Here is a 16790-nt window from a genome sequence, read left to right on the forward strand (position 1 = left end):
GGCGGGCCGGTGGTCCGACGGGTTCCTCCGGCGGGAACGGGGCCGGCGGGCCTCGCACGAAGGCGTCTCAGGCCTCGCCGAAGGCGGAGACGAGGGAGAGGCAGCGGCGCCGCAAGTCCGGGTCGGGGATGCGCCGGAAGGCCGCCAGGAGGGCCGCGCATTCCGCCTCCGACGCCTCCGCGCTGCCCATCGCCCCCTCGGTCCGAGACAGGTCGGCCAGTGGCACCTCCAGCGTCTCGGCGATCCGCAGAAGGATGCGGGCCCGCTCCGAAACGGTCGGAACGGCGCGCAACAGGGACGAGGCGCCCACTTCCGTCATCGTGTACCCCCGAACTGATCTAACGTCAGGGTTGCACGCGATACCCGGCTGATCGCCCCGGCCAAGTTGGTTGCGCGCGATCAAATTTCCTTGAGGAACCGGATTCCGCGCCCCTGCGCGGCGACTGCCCTCGTCAGGCGGGGCCCGCCGCCAGCAGAATCACGCCCCCGAACACCCCCGCTCCGAGGATGCGCCGCCACGGGTTCACGCCGCGAACGATCTCATCGACGGACCAGACCACGAGGCAGGCCGTCGCGGCGAGGCGCAGGACGCGCCCCGCGCCGTCATCCGGCCCCATGAGATGCGCGGCGAGGCTGCCGGCTGCGAACATCCAGAGCGGCGCGTTCGGCCATTGCGCGACCGTGATCCGACCCGTCTCCCGATCGCGGAAGGCCCAGTCGAGGGCTCGGCGCAGGCGCGAGGGCGGCTCAGGCGCCCTGGCCACCGTCGGCCTGGCGGATCGGCGCGCAGATCTGCGGGCTGACCTTGTCGAGATGCACGCAGGCATTGTCGCGGTACCACGCGCGCAGCTGCGGCTGCGAGGGCGCGACGTACATGGCGACGAGGACGAAGCCCGCAGCGATCAGGATGAGGAGGAGAAGAAGATTGCGCATGTCGGTGACTCCGCGTGGGCGATCCCCCTGACCGGGCACGGCTGGACCATACCAGACTGCGCGGGATGCAGTCTGCGCGGTGCCGCTCGCGAAACGGCCCGCCTCCTGGGGAGGAGGCGGGCCGTGTCGGCCTTGGGAAGGCCTGTCGGTTGTTGAGACCTCAGACCGAACGCGCCGCGGCTCCGCTTGTTCCAGGCCGATTCGCGTTAACGGACCCGGGCATTTCGGCGAGGTCTTAACGCTTCGTCAACGCTGCAATGTGGATAGCCTGTGCAACCCGTTAAGCCGTGATGAATCACACTGCGAAAATGCGACCGATCCGCGATCCTCGATTTCAGCCCGCATGAGGCGGGCGCGTTGCGGTCGAGGATGTCATGAGCGAGCGGATCGAGGACCTGAAGTTCATCATGACGCTGGGCTTCGTCGTGCTGTGCGGCAGCGGCCTCAGCGCGCTCCTGCACTGACCCCCTTCCCTCAGGCGGCCGGAGCCGCGATTCGGGTCTCGGGAAGGCGCGGATAGGCGCGCCGCAGCGCTTCGCGCGCCTCGGAGGGAAGCTGAGGCTCGTCGGCTGCAGGGCTGGCCAGGACGACGTCGTGGGCGGGCCCGGGCCGCGTGCGGGACATGGCAGTGGTGCGCGGCGCGAGCTGCACTGGCTGGCCTGAGCGCAGAAAGCCCTTGAGCTCCACGGACTTGGCGCGGCGCTCGGCGCGGGCGAGGATCAGACCGAGCGCGAGCGTGATCAGGCCGGCGGTCTCCAGTGCGATCGCGATCACATATCCCGGGGCCATGGCTTCCCATTCCGACGTCCCGCCTCCCGAGGGCCGGGGGCTCAACACCCGGTTTCGATTCCAATGGTTAGTGAAAGCTTAACCGTACCGCGGCGTACGGACGCTCATCCCGGAACGGGACAGGGCGCGGCGCCGGGGGCGAGGCTTTCTTAACCGTTCCGACCGGGCGCCGACGGACGGTCCCTCAGGGGATCCGCAGGCCGGATTCGGCGAGCGGCACCTCGATCCGGCAGGCGAAGCCCTCGGGCGCGAAGCGGAGATGCGTCCGGGCCTCGAGATCGGCCGGAAGGACCCGCTCGAGCAGCGTCGTGCCGAAGCCCGCACGGGTCGGCGGCGGAACGGGCTGCGCCGCGCCCGTCTCGACCCAGCGCAGAACCAGCCGCGGCCTCCCGCCCCGCCCCGCGATGCGCCAGCGGACCGAGACGCTCCCGGTCTCGCCGGCGAGCGCCCCGAACTTGATGGCGTTCGTGGCGAGCTCGTGGAGGGCGAGGCCGATCAGCTCGGCGGCGCGCGCGTGCAGGCCGACGGCCGGGCCCGCGACGCGGATCCGGCCGCGCTCGGGCATCTCGAAGGCCGCGAGTTCCTCGCCGGCGAGGAGAGCGAGGTCGAGGCCGGGGCGGCTCTGCAGCGCGGCGATCTTCAGCCGCCCGGCCGTCCGCAACCGGTCGTCGAGATGCGTGACGAGTTCGTCCGCCGCCGCCGTGCTGTCGGCCGTGCGGCGCACGATCGAGCGCACCAGGGCGAGGGTGGCGCGGACCTCCCGCACGGCGCGCGCACGGGCACCCTCCTCCGCCGTGTCGGACCCGAACCCGCGAGCCAGGCCGGCCTCGGCCTCCTCGGCGACCTCCCGGACGCGCGCATGCGGCCGCGGCTCGGTCCAGCCCTCGCCCGCGATCTCCCGCTGAAGGGAAATCCAGTGGGTGAGCGCGCCGTCCTCGTCCCGCAGCGGCGTGATGTTCCAGTGCAGGATGTAGGGGCTCCCGTCCTTGCGGTAGTTCGTGGTCGTGCCCTCGAACGCCTCCCGGGTCGTGAGGTCCGCGCGCAGGCGGTCGAGGGCGGCCCGGTCGGTCAGAGGACCCTGCAGGAGGCGCGGCGTACGGCCGGTGACCTCGTCCGCCGCGTAGCCCGTCAGGCGGGTGAAGGCGGGGTTGACGTAGGCGATGACCGGACCGGGCGGCTCCAGTTCCGCGGTCGTGATGACGACCGCCTCACCGATCGCGTCTAGCGCTATACGGAAGGGTGGCGACCGAAATTTGTAATTGTGCTGATCGCCGCCTTCAGCATTCGCTGTGCTGGAATACGAGGACATCTTTGGAGCGAGCCCTTGCCGGTGCTTCCTGGCGACGCTTCGACGTCGGGAACTCGACGCGCACGCGACCGGCGTCCGGCATTCTAGCAACGTTTACGGCACGCTGCGCCGTTGGAACCTTACGCACGGTGTCGCGTGTCCCGATCCGCACGCATCGTCCCGCGCCGCTTGCCGGAGGATCGCCATCGGTTCGGCGTATCGAGCGCGGCCGAACCTTTCGCTAGATTGGGCCGGACCCGCGAGGAAGCGCCGCATGCATGTCCGAAGGCCCGCCATCCTGTTCGTCTGTCTCGGCAACATCTGCCGCTCGCCGCTCGCGGAGGCGGCGTTCCGGCGCGAGGCGGAGCGGGCGGGGCTCGACGCGGAGGTGGATTCGGCCGGCACGGGCGCGTGGCACGTGGGCGAACCGCCCGACCGTCGCGCCCGGGCGATCGCGCGGCGCCACGGCATCGACATCTCCGCCTATCGCGCCCGGCAGGTGAGCGAGGGCGATTTCGCACGCTTCAGCCACGTCGTCGCCCTCGACGGCGAGAACCTCGCGCGGCTGGAGCGGATGCGTCCCGAGGGCGGTGCCGCGCTCTCGCTCCTGCTCGACCACGTGCCGGGCCGGGCCGGCGAGGCGGTGGCGGACCCCTATTACGGGGCCGATGACGGCTTCGCCGTGACCTGGGCCGACGTGGAGGCGGGGGCCCGTGCCCTCGTGGCCGGCCTCCTGAGCCGGTGACGGGGCTCGCCGAGGTCGGTGCCGCCCTGCTCGGGGGCCGGCTCGTCCGGACCCGGCCGATGGGCGGCGGCGATCTGTCGAGCCTCGTCGGCATCGTCCTCGCCGACGGACGCGAGGCCGTCGTCAAGGACGGCCCGGACCCGCTCGCGGAGGCCGCGATGCTGCGCGCCATCCGGGCGAGCGGCGCGCCCGCGCCGGCCGTGTTCGCGGCCGATGCCCGCGCGCTGGTGATGGAGCGGCTTCCCGCGCAGGGCGCGCGGGGCGCCGACGCGGATCTCGGCCGTGCCGTGGCGCGCCTGCACGCGGCGACCGGCGCGCGCTACGGCTGGGACCGGGACTACGCCTTCGGACCGGTCGCGATCCGCAACGGCTGGAGCACGAACTGGGCCGCGTTCTTCGCCGAGCGCCGCCTCGCCTGCCACCTGCCCCACCTCGAACCCAGCCTCGCCCGCCGCGTCGAGGCGCTCGCCGCTGCCCTGCCGGGCCGCCTGCCCGCGAACCCGCGTCCGGCCCTGCTCCACGGCGATCTCTGGGGCGGCAACGTGCTCCTCGACGGCCCGCGGGTCTCGGGCCTGATCGACCCGGCCTGCTACCACGGCCACGCCGAGGTCGACCTCGCCATGCTCTCCCTGTTCGGCCAGCCCGGTTCCTCCTTCCGCGAGGCCTACGGGCCGGCCGAGCCGGGTTTCGCCGAGCGGGTGCCGATCTATCAGCTCTGGCCCGCCCTGGTGCATCTGCGCCTGTTCGGAGCGGGCTACCGGGGCTTGGTGGAGACCCTCCTGACGGCGGCCGGCGCGTGATGCGGCTCACAGTCCCGAAGGGGCGTCCCGCGCTTCAATGCCGGCCTCGCACACGCACAGGTGTCGCCATGCAGGACGCTCACACGACGCTCATGACCGCGCTTCGCAGCATCATCGCGGACGGGGCGGACCCGCGGCCGGCCATCGCGCGCGCCATTGCGGGGCTCGAAGCGGAGAGGCCGCGGCCCGTCGCACCGCACCGAGAGATGCCCGGCCCCTACGCCCCGAACGCGTGGTCGATCTATGCTGGGCGCTGATCGCGCGACGGACGGCGCCCTCGCGATGTCACGAGAGGGATAAGCAGGGCTGCACGATGTGAGGGGCCGCCGAACGCCGCGGGCTTCAGGCGCGACGACACGATCGGCTCCACCGGCACGAGCTGCTCGGGCTCCTCGGGCAGCAGGGCGCGACCGATGCGGGCTCCGGCGCGTCGCTGGGTCCCCGCGGCAGCGGATCCGGCAGCCACCTGGAAGGCCCGGAGCGATCCGCGCCATTCGGGATCGCGGTCCGCGGAGGCATCGAACGCGAAAAGCCGGCTCGCGCCGGCTCATGCAGACAATCGGTTGGGAAAATTGGAGCGGGCGAAGGGATTCGAACCCTCGACCCCAACCTTGGCAAGGTTAGGTTCTTCGCTTTTCGCGTGATTGCCCGACTTGGCGCGTTATCGCTAAGCGACTGATGCGGCTTGTCCTTCCGCCGATTTCGGATTTGCTTGTGATTTCGCGGATGGGCTCCGACTTCAGCCCATCTGGTTCCGCCGTGGTTCCGCGGCGGGCGCGGAACTTGGATTGGGGGCGAACTTGCCGAAGATCACGAAGCGACTTGTCGACAGCCTCACACCTGATCCTTTCGCAGAGGTCTACGCTTGGGACACCGAGCTGAAAGGGTTCGGCGTGCGGGTCATGCCGAGCGGTGTGGCCAGCTACGTCGTGAAATACCGCACGGCAGAGGGGCGCCAGCGCAAGCTCGCGATCGCTCGTGTTGGCGCCGCGACGCCTGACGAGGTACGCAAGGTGGCCAGAGAGAAGCTGGGAGCGGTCGTGCGAGGCGCAGACCCTTCCGCGGAGCGCCACAAGATCCGGGGAGCTGTGACCGTCGCTGAGCTGTGCGACCTCTACCTAGCGGATGCCGTTGGCCGCGTGAAGGCTTCGACGCTGGCTATGGACCGCAGCCGCATCGAGCGGCACGTCAAGCCGCTGCTCGGTGCTCGTCGAGTCCCTGCCCTCACTTCCGACGACGTGGAGGCCATGCAGCGCGCCATCGAGGCTGGGAAGACGGCCGCAGCGCGCGTCGGAGTCGGTGGCGTCACCACCGGCGGCAAGGGAGTAGCTTCGCGCACCGTGGGCATGCTGGGGACCATCCTCGAGTTCGCCAAGCGCAAGAAGATCATCACCGCCAACCCGGCGCGCGGCGTTCAGAGGGCGCCTGACGGCAGGCAGCGGCGGTTCTTGTCAGCCGTCGAACTCGGCCGCCTCGGCCAGGCCATGCGCGAGGCCGAGAACGACGGCGAGACTGCCACCGGCATCGCGGCCGTGCGCTTTCTCCTGCTGACTGGCTGCCGGCGCATGGAAGCACTCGCCCTCCCTCGCGCGTGGCTCGACGAGGAGCATAGTTGCATCCGGTTTGGAGACACCAAAAGCGGGGCTCAGTTGCGTCCGATCGGCAAGGCGGCCTTTGGCGCCCTGCCCTTCCTCAACGGCTCGCCGTGGGCGTTTCCGGCCGGTCGTGGCGACGGACACTTCGTTGGCCTGCCGAAGGTGCTGGACCGGCTGTGCGCCCGTGCCGGGCTGCAGGGCGTCACAGTGCATGTGCTGAGGCACAGCTTTGCCGCCGCAGCGGCAGCAATCGGTTACTCTGAGCTCACGATCGCGGGCCTTCTTGGGCACAGCGTGCCCGGTGTGACAGCACGCTATGCGCACGTGCCCGACGCTGTATTAGTGGCTGCTGCGGATGCCGTGGCTGGACGGATGCTTGTCGCTCTCGAGAGATAAAGCTTTGAAATATTGTGTATTTATCACGTATTCGATGTGATTTATCTGCTATTTAGAATAAAAAATCGCTAAAATCTCTTGCTGTGCGGCAGTGTTTATAGGCTGGCGTCTGAAGAATTCCAAAATTATTTGGTCGTCTTATGACTAATGCCCCCTGCAAGAGCAGATAATCATCTCTCAGTTTGGAACGTAGCGGCAGACGGAATGTTCGCTGGTGACAATTTCATCCGTCTTAGTCGCATCAAAATCAAAAAAACCTCACTTAATCAACGGCTTGTCCGTCATGAGCGGCCGCGAAATTAGCCGATAATATATATTTCAAAATAGCGGCTGAATTTGCAATCTTGTTGACAAATGATCCTGCGGGTTTGCCGGAGGTTGCTGGAATTTGCTGTGTTTGTATGGGTCTTGACTGCATTTCAAGGTAAGTATATTGCTTTCGTCGGGCGCCTCCCGCAATGTCTGGGTGGGTAGCGGGCTGGCCTCCGATGGAGAGGCCGGAGGATTGAAAATGGCTCAGAAGAAGCTGCCAATCATAGTTTCGAATTCCGGCATTAGCTCTGCTCTCGTAAAGCCGCGACTTCGGCGGTGGGAGGCTGCTCAATATCTCGCACGGCGGCACGGGGTTGAAATCGCTCCGTCAACTCTCGCCAAGTATGCGTGCCTAGGCGGAGGTCCGAAATTCCAAAAATCGGGCCGGGTGCCATTGTACCTCATCGACGAGCTAGATCATTGGGCTGTTAACAGACTTGGGCCGCTGATATGCAGCACGTCTGACAAATAGCCACCAATGGATATTTGCGCGGGCTTCTAAAAATTCAATAGATATGACTGGGTTCTAAACGTGGCTTGGGGGATGCCTCATGAATACGCGCGGGCCGCGCTCGACCGCGAATGCGATGAGCTGGCTCGCACCGCCTCCTGGCGCAATGCCCGGCTCAACCTCGCCGCTTTCCGCCTCGGGCAGCTTGTCGGTGCTGGGTGCTTGAACCGGAATATCGTCGAGCAGCGCCTCTACGAGGCTGCCACCGCGAACGGTTACGTTGCAAAGGATGGCAACCGGCAGACTTGGGCGACGATCCGCAGCGGACTCACCCGCGGCGAGCTCGAGCCCCGCGCCAGTATCCCGGGATCTGGCCCCCTCACGAACGGGCACACCGTCATCCTGAAGCGGCAGCCGGTCGAGCCCGCCACGACGGATTTCCCCGCCTGGACCCCGCCGGACGACAAGGGCAAGCCGAAGCTGATCGCGATAGGTGCCGACACGATCGCGGCACGCAGCGATGAGGCGCGCCGTCACGTCTACCGCCACAACGGCCAACCGGTCCGGATCAAGATCAAGCGGACGGGCGGGAGCTTTCTCGATGCCTACCGGGTGCGACGGCCCCAGGACGGAGCGATCGCGTGGCAGTTTCGGAAGCCCAGCGGCTTCGTGCCGGTCGCCTACACCGGCCCGGCCGGCGCGCTCGACCCCTTCGATCCGGAGCACCTGTCCGAGCCGCTGTTCTGGCCCGAGGGCGAGAAGGATGTCGACACGCTCGCGGCCGCCAACGCCTTCGCCTTCACTTTCGGCGGCTCTAACGACGTACCCGACGAGGCAGCCCGGCTGGTCGTCGGGCGTGACGTCTTCGTCCTCGCCGACAACGATGAGCCGGGCCGGAAATGTGCAACACGGAAGGCTGCTCTCGCGCGGCGAGGTCAAGCCGCATCAGTGCGTGTCGTGCACTTCCCTGAGCTCCCGCTAGGTGGCGATGTCTCTGAATGGCTGGAGCAGGGCCATGGGACGGTAGATGATCTGCTCTCCCGCGCCGAGCATCCTGCGACGGAAGCTTCGCGGGAACCGGCCAACCTCTCCCGCGCACCTCCGCTGCCGAGCGCCTCGACCATCAGCCGCTGGATCGGCGTCGAGCCGGCGCAGACTCGCTTCGTCGTTGATCCCATCGTCCCACGCGCCATGGTCACGCTGTGTGCCGCCGACGGTGGTTCCGGCAAGACCCTCCTCGGGCAGCATATGCTGACTTGCTGCGCCTCCGGGCAGCCCTTCCTCGGCCTACCGGTCGAGACCGGCGCGGTTGCCGGCCTTTTCGGCGAGGATCCCGATCAGATCCTCCATGCGCGTCAACTGCGCATCTGTCGTGAGCTCGGCCTTACGCTCGAGCAGCTCGAGGAGCGGCTGCGGATCAGCTCGTATCTCGGGACCGACTTCGCCTTGTGGCGGCGCGTGGCGCTGACTGAGTTCTTCTCGGAATTGGAGGAGGACCTCCGGCGTATCTCGAACCTTGCCCTGGTCGTGATCGACAACGCTTCGCTCGCCTTCATCGGCAACGAGAACGATCGCAGTGAGGTTGCGACCTTCATGGCGCAGCTGAACGGCTTAGCAAGCCGACTCAATGCGGCCATCCTGCTCCTGTCGCATACATCAAAGTCCCAAGGCGACGGCTCGGCAAACATGGCATCGGGCTCGACCGCTTGGGTCTGGCAGGCTCGTTCGGCGCTTCGCCTCAAGAGCCTAGGCTCGGAAGGCCGGGTCGAGCTGCAGCACTTGAAGTCGAACTACGCGAAGGCAATCGGTCCTGTCGTCCTGCGCTGGTCCGACACCGGCGTGCTGACCCGCGATCCGGAGACGCGCGCCGAGGCGAGAGCCGGTGGCGTGAAGCTCGGGCAGCGTGCGCAGCTCGCCCTGGTTGCGCTCCGGGAGGTCCTTCTCAATTTCGGGGAGCTGGCACCTGCCGGACTGCAGATCCCCTATGGTCATCGCGTCGCCAAGTACGAACACTGGCGGGCGAAGCTTCAGCGCGTGCTCTGCCGGCCGGGCGATGACCCAGGCGAGCCGCGGTTCCGCAAGGCCCTGGAGCGGGTGGTGAAGGAACTGCAGGGCACGGGGATCGTCGGGCGCGACAACCCCTATGTCTGGATCGCGAGGGAGCCGAACGCATGACCCGGCACTCTCGTGACATTCCGCGTGACATCGACGTGAGAGGGCACGTCACCGACGTCACAGGGTCGGGCGTGAAGCGCTGCGTGACGGTCGAGGCAAGTGCTGCCGCGTCACGCGAAGGCGTCACAGCGCATCCAGCGAAATCAATGACTTAGCGTCGTGACATGTCGCTCATGTCACGGCGGTCACACCAGATGTCACGCCCGGATTGATGGGCGGCGTGGCCGAACTGGGAGAGGGAGAGTCCCCCTAAGGGGACCTCCCCTACCCAGTTTCGCCGCCGTCCGTCAACGCAGTCGCGGTGGAGTTCGAGCAGCTTTCGTGCCAGCATAGGAATGGGTGAGCAGAATGACTCATAATGAAATGAACCCTTACGAACGCATTGATGTGAGTGAGCTGTTTGGAAGGAACCCCGCCGCCGAGATTGAATATTGGGCCAAGCTTGCATTCTGGTCGATCGAAGAAGGGGTGACGCTCTCATATGGGTATGATCCGCGTGTTGTGACCTGGGTCTTCCTGAGGGACAGCGGTCATCCTTCCGCTTGGCGGTACGCGAACCGGCTCAGTCAGGCGCTCCGCGCCCGAGACATGGGGCACCTCGGCGATAGGAATGTGCCTACGGATTTCATCCGATGGGCCAAGAGTCTCAGCCTCTCCTTCGCGCCAGAAGTGGCCCAAGCCGTTATCAACAACAGCAAGACCAAGAAGATTGCCAACCAGTCGAGTGAGGATGGACTCAATCCAAAAGTGAGGCAGACCTTGCTCAAGCTCGTACTTGGGATGGCCGCCGCGTATCACGGCTACAACCCCAAAAAGCCCTGCGGCTCCGTTCCCGGTGAGATCAAACGCGAGTTGGATCGAGTGGGTATCAAGCTGGATGTGGACACGATCCGCAAGTGGCTGGCCGAAGCTGCTGATGAGTTCGGCGATCTCATTACGATTGGCTGCAACGGTTCTTGACCGAGATCGGTTGGGCAACAACCGATCTCGGTCACCGGCCTGTCTCCCAAGTCTAAAAGGCATCCGTCGACTACGAGACGGAGGTAAGTCCTTGAAGAATGACAAAGACGCGGCATCGGGACCTGTTGAAGCGCCAGGAGGTCCCGAGCCCTTCTGTTCGCATCAGTTCGTCCGGCAGGAGGCTGATCGCGCCAGTGCAGCGCCGGGGGCCTGGCACGGGCCAGACCCGAACGTGCGCTGCGGTTTGCCTGCTTCGGCCGTGAGCGTCGGCGGCGCACGATGAGGGCGCCGCTTGATTCAAGCGTGGCAGCGCGGGTTGCCGCTCGAGAAAATCGTGCACTCTGCCGAGTGCACGTCCGCGAGCACCGGCGCATGAAACCTGGGCTGCATCGAGGCTGCCGAGAACACCAGGGGCGCACACGCTCTCCCGAGGTCGAGTGCAACAGCGGAACTCGCGGCGGGCGCGTTGAGGATGCCCGAACCAGAGAGCGGCGTGCAGGGGCATCCGGTTGAGCAAACCCTCAGATCCTAAGTAGCTTCGCGACGGCCTGACCTTTGGCACTGGGCGGAACTCATCGAGTCTTGCCCAGTGCCAGGGGCGCCGAATACAGACCACGAAGTAGCTGCAGCAGATCGAAGTGCAGGCCGCACGATATTCGTGATGATCAACGGGCTGTGGAGAGTCTCGGAGGAACCGCCTCGGGACCTGCTGGCTTCACACCAAAGACGGATGCTGCCCCTCATTCCGGCCAGCAAATGGAGGATATTACCCAATTGAAACTTAAGACTAGCGCCGATTACAGTGGAGGCCTTCAGTTCGGACTCACCATCAGCAAACCGCCTCCCGTCCTCGGAGCGAGAAGCCAGAGCCTCAACCTCTACGTTCGCTCTCTGTCCGAGATCATTCGAGACCGCTCCGCTCAAGGATGGTCCGTCAGCCTCCTGACGATCATGCCGGACAGGATCCGCCGAGACCTTCGCTCGATCCCACCCCTGCTTCACGAGCCCGTCTGCCGGATCTACGCGAAACTGGCCTCCCGCGTGGTCCGCCGTCCTCGTTCTCTTTCTGGGAGAGACTTCCTGCCCGTCCTGATCGGGTGCGCTGACTTGCCGATCTACAAGCTCCGGCGTGAGGGGACGGCGCCCTCCTGCCTCGATGTGGATGGTGGCCTGCACCTCCATGCTCTCTTGGCCATTCCTCCTGCCTCGCGGCTCAAGGGCGAGACGGTTGAGGAACACTTTGCCCAGAACGACGAGCTCTACCGCAGGGGCGGTGGCATCGGAGCAATCGACGTTCGGCCGGTTTGCCCCGCGGACATCGAGAAGGTCACCCGCTACGCCTTCAAGGCCGTGCGTGACGGCAAGATTGACCTCGATGCCGGTGTCCTGATCCTGCCACGAACAGTCACGGAGCTGCCGCAGTAAATCTGCCGTGCGCTCTACAGGCGGATGCCACTCGCATCCGGGCGGCAGCGGGCCGACAGATATTCATGACCTTGGCCCACTCCACGTCCCCTTCAGCACCGGAGAAGCCGAACTGAGTTGCAACCTCGCGTGCATCTGGCCGGAGGATCAGGCGGGTGGAGAAGATGCGTGGCAATGTCCGAGCCGAATGCGAGCCGGCGAACACCCCGCCATACCACCTCAGCGTCGGTGAATAAGTACAAGATCCCCGAAACTCTGGAAAGGCAGTGAAGCATGTCCACTTTCATCACCAATCTTACTTTGAAGCATCAGGTCCAAGCCGCTTTTCGGGATGGGCTGGCGTTCTGCGGCGCAGGCGATTGCCTTGCGCATGACCACCGCCGCCAGTTGAACATCGGCCTCGTGGCAAGAGACCTCCAAGCTGGCCTGGAGATGATTGACTCGTTGTTTGATAGCAAAGGTGAACGGCCAACCAACGGCCACTCGACGTTCCTCGTTCAAAATACGCTTACAAATTTGCGACTGATGATGTTCAATACGCAATACGCGATGCTAGAGCAGCGAATTGAAAGGTTGATCGGAATCATCCACGCGATTGGAATCAAGGATGACCTAGGTGACTTCCACCATGATGAGGATGTCATCCAACGAGCCGATTCTGCTGGTAAAAAGCTGAAAACTGATGCAGCAAATCCGGCCCGAAGGAATGAGCTTTCCCGCGCTCACAAGCCCCCTCACGCTCCACTGTCTCGCCGCCGGCAGCTATGATCTCGTGCTCGACGGAGAGATCGTGGCCAGCGTGGTCCGGGACATCAGTGCGGGCGGAGACCTGCGCGGCTGGAGGACGGAACCGCTGAAGGACACTCTGCCGTTTCCAGCGCCGTTCACTAAGCCCGTACACGCCTCCCGCACGCTCGAAGCTGCCGCCGCTTGGCTCGATGGCGCTGAGATCGCCGGCGATGGCTAAACCGCAGAGACGAGCCTCTGCCTACAGGAGCCATCGGCATCACACCGTCATTGGCCGAGCCAGCAGGATGGCGGTGCTGAGCGTGGACCGCTTGACGCGCACCGACACCAGCGAGCTTGCCAGGATGGCTCTGGCCAACGGGTACGCTTCGATGGCTGCGGCCACGTCCAGCATGAGGCCGAGCACGAGCGTGTGCGTGCGCAGTCCTGGCGCGGCAAGGTGTCCGTCGTCAGATGATTTGAGACGATCTGGGACGCTCAGGAACGGAGGCTCTGGTCCACCTGGGTTGAGAGGTTAGGCAGCCCGCGCGTGGTGGCGCAAGCGGCGGTCGATGAGGGTCTGACGCTTGATCTGCGCCCGCTCGCGCAGGATGCCCTCGCCGCGGCCGAGATAGACGTCAGCGGGGGTGAGATTGCCCAGGCTCTCGTGAGCTCGGACGTGGTTGTAGTGCTCCACGAAGGCGGCAACCCGGGCCTCCAACTCGCCCGGCAGGTAGGCGTGTTCGAGCAGGATGCGGTTCTTGAGCGTCTGGTGCCAGCGCTCGATCTTGCCCTGCGTCTGGGGATGGCGCGGCGCACCGCGGATGTGGGTCATGCCTCGGCTGCCGAGCCATGTCGCCAAGTCACCCGCGACGTAGCTCGATCCGTTGTCGGTCAGCAGCCGCGGGCGATGCGCCACCGGCACCTGATCGAGCCCGGCCGCGGTCAGCGCCAGATCGAGCGTGGCGGTGACGTCGCTGGCCTGCATCGTGGCGCAGAGCTTCCAGGCCACGATGAAGCGCGAGAAGTCGTCCAGCACCGTCGACAGGTAGTACCAGCCCCAGCCGACAACCTTCAGGTAGGTGAAGTCGGTCTGCCAGAGCTGGTTGGGCGCCGTGGTCTTGTCGCGGAACGCGTCGGCGGCCTTGACGACGATGTAAGCGGGGCTGGTGATCAGGTCCTGGGCCTTGAGCAGGCGGTAGACGCTGGCTTCCGAGACGAAGTAGCGCCGCTCGTCGGTGAAGCGCACCGCCAGTTCGCGTGGGCTGAGTTCCGGCTCCTCCAGCGCGAGGGCGACGATCTGCTCGCGGATCTCTGTCGGTAGACGGTTCCAGACCCGGCTGGGCCGGGATGGTCGGTCAGCCAATGCCTCGGGACCGCCTCTCAGGTAGGCGTCGTACCAGCGGTAGAACGTCGATCGGGTGATGCCGAGCTTCTCCAGGGTGCGGCGCACCGGCAGGTGGGATTGCTCAACCAGCCGGATGATCTCCAGCTTCTCAGGGGCTGGGTACCTCATGCCTCGTCGTCCCCAGCCCCGCTCATGCTTTTTTTGAGCAGGCGGTTCTCCAGGAGGAGATCGGCCACAACCTCCTTCAGCGCGCCCGCCTCGCGGCGCAGCTCCTTGACTTCGTCTGCTGTCGCCGCCCGCGCCGTGTCGCCCGCCAGCCGCTTCTTACCGGCTTCCAGGAACTCCTTGGACCAGCCGTAGTACATCGAGCTGGCGATGCCCTCGCGCCGACACAGCTCGGCGATACTGTCCTCGCCGCGCAGGCCCTCCAGCACGATGCGGATCTTCTCCTCGGCCGAGAACTGCCGGCGGGTGGCCCGGCGGATGTCTTTGATCACCGCGTCTGCCGGCTTGCGTGCCAGTCCGGATGTCTGCTTCATCGTCGTGCCTCAGGACTACGATGAACCAGCCATCCTCCGTTCGTGAAGGGCCTCGATGTGTCTCAGGAGCGCTGACGGCGGACAGGTCAGATCGGACGCGCACTCGACGCCGAGAGTAGCGCGTTGCCTCGCTGCTGGCGGAGGTGATCTTGCTAGCGAGCTTGAATCACCTAAGCCGGTTTGCGGAAGTGGTAACTCTCTGATCGTGAGAGCTGCTCGTCGCCTTGCTCGTTCTGCGGCAGCGGCTCCCGCACAGGGATCGGAACCGGCCTTCCCTCCCGCTTCTGCAGCAGGCGCTCGAGGCGCTCCTGCCAGCTACGGGACCGCTCAGAGTGCGAGAGTTCCAGGCTCTGCTTGGTCCAGAACAGGTCCAGGATCATCAGGACGATCCAAGGTCCACCGATGCCAAGAAAGAACGCCATCGCTCCGCCCTCACGTGCCGCATTGCCTGCGCGTCAGCGACGAAGGATAGAACCCGCCCTTGATCTCTCAACGGGGCCGCGGCTGCGGCGCCGCCCTGAGGGTTCAATGTGCGGGTTCAACTGAGGCCATGAGCGACAAGCAGTTCAACGTCTGGCTAGGCAGCAAGGTGGGGGTCACGCTGGCCGCCGTTGCAGGCCTGATCGGGGCCGGGGTTCTCGACAGGGTCAATCCACCGGTGATCCTGCTGATCGCACTGTTCCTCGCTCTGGCTTCGGCTGCTGGGCAGCTCGGCCTGTTCATCCTGGACCTGATCGAGCGTCAGAGACCCTGAGGAACACGCCCGCGCCGCCCATGCGAGTGGTGAAGCCTAGTGCTCGGTGCCGGGCCGGTTCGGGCGGGGTGCTTCGCCGTGCTGCTGGGTGAAGGCGGAGCGCTTCGGGTCGCCTTTGGACTGCGCGACGCGCCCGCGCATCCAGAGTGCGGCACCGATGACGAGCGCCAGCGTGGCCACGGCCAGTACGATGATCAAGATCTCATTGTTCATGCTGGTAGTCCGGGTCTGAGGATTTCAGATGCAATTGGCAGGTGCCCGACGAAGTTCCTGACAGACGCTTTTGTCGTTCACCGCTCGCCCGGAGGGACTGATGCCGGGATGGGTGAACGACCGCGTAGTCTCGGAGGTCAGCCTCAGTCGATACGGTGTCAGTGCACTGGCTCGCGCACGGCGCGAGAAAGGCGTGGCTCCTGCGCGCGAAAACCGCGCAGCGCGCAACAGATTGGTTCTTCATGCGTAGCACCGCCGGTGCTCCGAGTTTGGTGAGCGACGGGAGGTAGGTCGGACATGAAGCACAAGCCGCTGCGCGAGCAGATCATCGTGATCACCGGCGCGTCGAGCGGCATCGGCTTGGCGACCGCCCGCATGGCCGCTGAGCGCGGTGCCCGGGTGGTACTCGCCGCGCGGAGCGAGGACGTGCTGGCCAAGGTGGCTGACGAGCTCGGTGACCGCGTCGCCTACCTGCGGGCCGACGTTGGTCGCAGGGAGGACGTCCAAGCCATTGCTGACAAAGCCATCGCGACGTTCGGCGGCTTCGACACCTGGGTCAACGTCGCCGGCCTGACCGTCTACGGTCCCTTGCGCGAGATCGCCTACGAGGACCATGAGCGTCTCATCCAGACCAATCTCTGGGGCACGGTGAACGGCTCGCTCGTGGCTGTCGAACACCTGCGCCAGCGCGGCGGCGCGCTGATCAACGTCGGCAGCGTCGCCTCCGACCTCGCCTTCCCCTTCCAGGGCCTCTACGCCACCTCCAAGCACGCCGTGAAGGGCTTCACCGACACCCTGCGCATGGAGCTGATCGCAGAGGGTGCACCGGTCTCCGTCACGCTGGTAAAGCCAACCTCCATCGACACGCCGCTGCCGCAGCGCGCCCGCAACTACATGGACCGCGAGCCGACGCTGCCGCCGCCGATCTACCCGCCCGAGGAGGTGGCCAACGCCATCCTGCACGCCGCCGTGCACCCGCAGCGCGACATCTTCGTGGGCGGGGCTGGCAAGCTGTTCGTGATGGGCAAGGAGTTCGCACCAGGCGCCTACGATGAACTCGCGCCCGCCATCATTGCCCTTCAGAAGCGTTCGGAGCGCCCAAGAGATCCGCAGGGAGCACTGCACGTTCCGCAGAAGGCTGGCAGCGAGCGGGGTGACCCGCCGGTTCCCGTCATGCGCACCAGCGCCTACACCCGAGCAACGTTGCACCCACTCGCAACGGCGAGTGTGATTACTGGTCTGGCGGCCACGGCTGCCTTGCTGCTGTCTCGAAAACCACGTCGCAGAGGCGCAGTCTGAGGTGACCTGACCGGCTGGCTTTGGACCGGGCTGATTGCGAGG

20 protein-coding genes are annotated in these 16790 nt (G+C 65.9%); 10 read left to right on the forward strand and 10 right to left on the reverse strand.

The genetic code is table 11. The features are described 5' to 3' along the window. Positions 1–67: 67 nt before the first annotated feature. The 5 genes from DK389_RS33225 to DK389_RS30210 form a co-directional block, all read right to left on the reverse strand. A complete protein-coding gene (locus DK389_RS33225; RefSeq protein WP_162560962.1) occupies positions 68–319 on the reverse strand; it encodes a hypothetical protein in 252 nt (83 codons plus the stop codon). 133 nt (positions 320–452) lie between these two features. Further along, the gene (locus tag DK389_RS30195) at positions 453–764 is read right to left on the reverse strand and encodes a hypothetical protein (protein ID WP_418291985.1); all 312 of its coding nucleotides are present in this window, start codon (positions 762–764) and stop codon (positions 453–455) included. Beyond that, a complete protein-coding gene (locus tag DK389_RS30200) occupies positions 748–933 on the reverse strand; it encodes a hypothetical protein (protein WP_109895328.1) in 186 nt (61 codons plus the stop codon). The genes DK389_RS30195 and DK389_RS30200 overlap by 17 nt, the downstream gene beginning before the upstream one ends. Before the next feature lie 474 nt (positions 934–1407). After that, complete coding sequence (locus tag DK389_RS30205) at positions 1408–1722, reverse strand: hypothetical protein (protein ID WP_109895330.1); 315 nt, start codon at positions 1720–1722, stop codon at positions 1408–1410. 184 nt (positions 1723–1906) lie between these two features. Beyond that, a complete protein-coding gene (locus tag DK389_RS30210) occupies positions 1907–3031 on the reverse strand; it encodes a PAS domain-containing protein (protein WP_109895332.1) in 1125 nt (374 codons plus the stop codon). A 253-nt stretch (positions 3032–3284) separates the two neighbouring features. Here DK389_RS30210 and DK389_RS30215 point away from each other — a divergent pair, with 253 nt between their 5' ends. From DK389_RS30215 to DK389_RS30230, 4 genes are all read left to right on the forward strand, one after another. Next, the gene (locus DK389_RS30215; RefSeq protein WP_109895334.1) at positions 3285–3755 is read left to right on the forward strand and encodes a low molecular weight protein-tyrosine-phosphatase; all 471 of its coding nucleotides are present in this window, start codon (positions 3285–3287) and stop codon (positions 3753–3755) included. Continuing rightward, positions 3752–4555: a fructosamine kinase family protein gene (locus DK389_RS30220; protein WP_236960456.1), complete on the forward strand. Its 804-nt coding sequence runs from the start codon at positions 3752–3754 to the stop codon at positions 4553–4555. The genes DK389_RS30215 and DK389_RS30220 overlap by 4 nt, the downstream gene beginning before the upstream one ends. Positions 4556–4623: 68 nt before the next feature. Next, positions 4624–4812, forward strand: coding sequence for a hypothetical protein (locus DK389_RS30225; protein WP_109895336.1), 189 nt, complete (start codon positions 4624–4626; stop codon positions 4810–4812). Positions 4813–5355: 543 nt separating this feature from the next. After that, the gene (locus DK389_RS30230) at positions 5356–6546 is read left to right on the forward strand and encodes a tyrosine-type recombinase/integrase (protein ID WP_109896979.1); all 1191 of its coding nucleotides are present in this window, start codon (positions 5356–5358) and stop codon (positions 6544–6546) included. A gap of 838 nt (positions 6547–7384) precedes the next feature. On the opposite strand, the gene DK389_RS33230 is transcribed toward DK389_RS30230, so the two are convergent. Continuing rightward, a complete protein-coding gene (locus tag DK389_RS33230; protein WP_162560963.1) occupies positions 7385–7846 on the reverse strand; it encodes a hypothetical protein in 462 nt (153 codons plus the stop codon). 132 nt (positions 7847–7978) lie between these two features. Between DK389_RS33230 and DK389_RS30240 the strand changes: the two genes are divergently transcribed. From DK389_RS30240 to DK389_RS33235, 4 genes are all read left to right on the forward strand, one after another. Then, entirely contained in the window at positions 7979–9484 is a 1506-nt protein-coding gene (locus DK389_RS30240) for an AAA family ATPase (RefSeq protein ID WP_162560964.1), read from the forward strand. 363 nt (positions 9485–9847) lie between these two features. After that, on the forward strand, positions 9848–10444 hold the full coding sequence (locus tag DK389_RS30245) for a hypothetical protein (RefSeq protein ID WP_162560965.1): 597 nt from the start codon (positions 9848–9850) through the stop codon (positions 10442–10444). Between the two features lie 756 nt (positions 10445–11200). Continuing rightward, positions 11201–11869 (forward strand): hypothetical protein, encoded by a 669-nt coding sequence (locus tag DK389_RS30250; RefSeq protein WP_109895344.1) that lies wholly within the window; start codon positions 11201–11203, stop codon positions 11867–11869. A 273-nt stretch (positions 11870–12142) separates the two neighbouring features. Then, positions 12143–12637, forward strand: a complete 495-nt coding sequence (locus tag DK389_RS33235; RefSeq protein WP_162560966.1) for a hypothetical protein — start codon at positions 12143–12145, stop codon at positions 12635–12637. 238 nt (positions 12638–12875) lie between these two features. Here DK389_RS33235 and DK389_RS33240 read toward each other — a convergent pair whose 3' ends face one another. From DK389_RS33240 to DK389_RS30265, 3 genes are all read right to left on the reverse strand, one after another. Continuing rightward, positions 12876–13022 (reverse strand): hypothetical protein, encoded by a 147-nt coding sequence (locus DK389_RS33240; RefSeq protein ID WP_162560967.1) that lies wholly within the window; start codon positions 13020–13022, stop codon positions 12876–12878. Positions 13023–13130: 108 nt separating this feature from the next. Continuing rightward, positions 13131–14482 (reverse strand): IS3 family transposase gene (locus DK389_RS30260; RefSeq protein WP_109889188.1). Its coding sequence is split into 2 segments (ribosomal slippage): positions 13131–14144 and positions 14147–14482, totalling 1350 coding nucleotides; the frame shifts between segments, so codons are not numbered across the junction. A 170-nt stretch (positions 14483–14652) separates the two neighbouring features. Further along, on the reverse strand, positions 14653–14904 hold the full coding sequence (locus DK389_RS30265; protein WP_109895346.1) for a hypothetical protein: 252 nt from the start codon (positions 14902–14904) through the stop codon (positions 14653–14655). A gap of 128 nt (positions 14905–15032) precedes the next feature. On the opposite strand from DK389_RS30265, the gene DK389_RS30270 reads away from it, so the two are divergent. Next, positions 15033–15236, forward strand: a complete 204-nt coding sequence (locus tag DK389_RS30270) for a hypothetical protein (RefSeq protein WP_109895348.1) — start codon at positions 15033–15035, stop codon at positions 15234–15236. Between the two features lie 36 nt (positions 15237–15272). On the opposite strand, the gene DK389_RS33580 is transcribed toward DK389_RS30270, so the two are convergent. Beyond that, the gene (locus DK389_RS33580) at positions 15273–15449 is read right to left on the reverse strand and encodes a hypothetical protein (protein WP_165937915.1); all 177 of its coding nucleotides are present in this window, start codon (positions 15447–15449) and stop codon (positions 15273–15275) included. Positions 15450–15746: 297 nt separating this feature from the next. Between DK389_RS33580 and DK389_RS30275 the strand changes: the two genes are divergently transcribed. Beyond that, positions 15747–16748 (forward strand): SDR family oxidoreductase, encoded by a 1002-nt coding sequence (locus DK389_RS30275; RefSeq protein ID WP_109895350.1) that lies wholly within the window; start codon positions 15747–15749, stop codon positions 16746–16748. Positions 16749–16790: the final 42 nt, after the last annotated feature.

It is taken from the genome of Methylobacterium durans, from assembly GCF_003173715.1.
GTDB lineage: Bacteria > Pseudomonadota > Alphaproteobacteria > Rhizobiales > Beijerinckiaceae > Methylobacterium > Methylobacterium durans.

Bases quoted from the DNA above. Each gene is read 5' to 3' on its own strand.
- DK389_RS33225 (WP_162560962.1), bottom strand. From the start codon at position 319: ATGACGGAAGTGGGCGCCTCGTCCCTGTTGCGCGCCGTTCCGACCGTT.
- DK389_RS30200 (WP_109895328.1), bottom strand. From the start codon at position 933: ATGCGCAATCTTCTTCTCCTCCTCATCCTGATCGCTGCGGGCTTCGTC.
- DK389_RS30205 (WP_109895330.1), bottom strand. From the start codon at position 1,722: ATGGCCCCGGGATATGTGATCGCGATCGCACTGGAGACCGCCGGCCTG.
- DK389_RS30210 (WP_109895332.1), bottom strand. From the start codon at position 3,031: ATGTCCTCGTATTCCAGCACAGCGAATGCTGAAGGCGGCGATCAGCAC.
- DK389_RS30215 (WP_109895334.1), top strand. From the start codon at position 3,285: ATGCATGTCCGAAGGCCCGCCATCCTGTTCGTCTGTCTCGGCAACATC.
- DK389_RS30225 (WP_109895336.1), top strand. From the start codon at position 4,624: ATGCAGGACGCTCACACGACGCTCATGACCGCGCTTCGCAGCATCATC.
- DK389_RS30245 (WP_162560965.1), top strand. From the start codon at position 9,848: ATGAACCCTTACGAACGCATTGATGTGAGTGAGCTGTTTGGAAGGAAC.
- DK389_RS30250 (WP_109895344.1), top strand. From the start codon at position 11,201: ATGGAGGATATTACCCAATTGAAACTTAAGACTAGCGCCGATTACAGT.
- DK389_RS33235 (WP_162560966.1), top strand. From the start codon at position 12,143: ATGTCCACTTTCATCACCAATCTTACTTTGAAGCATCAGGTCCAAGCC.
- DK389_RS30265 (WP_109895346.1), bottom strand. From the start codon at position 14,904: ATGGCGTTCTTTCTTGGCATCGGTGGACCTTGGATCGTCCTGATGATC.
- DK389_RS30270 (WP_109895348.1), top strand. From the start codon at position 15,033: ATGAGCGACAAGCAGTTCAACGTCTGGCTAGGCAGCAAGGTGGGGGTC.
- DK389_RS33580 (WP_165937915.1), bottom strand. From the start codon at position 15,449: ATGAACAATGAGATCTTGATCATCGTACTGGCCGTGGCCACGCTGGCG.
- DK389_RS30275 (WP_109895350.1), top strand. From the start codon at position 15,747: ATGAAGCACAAGCCGCTGCGCGAGCAGATCATCGTGATCACCGGCGCG.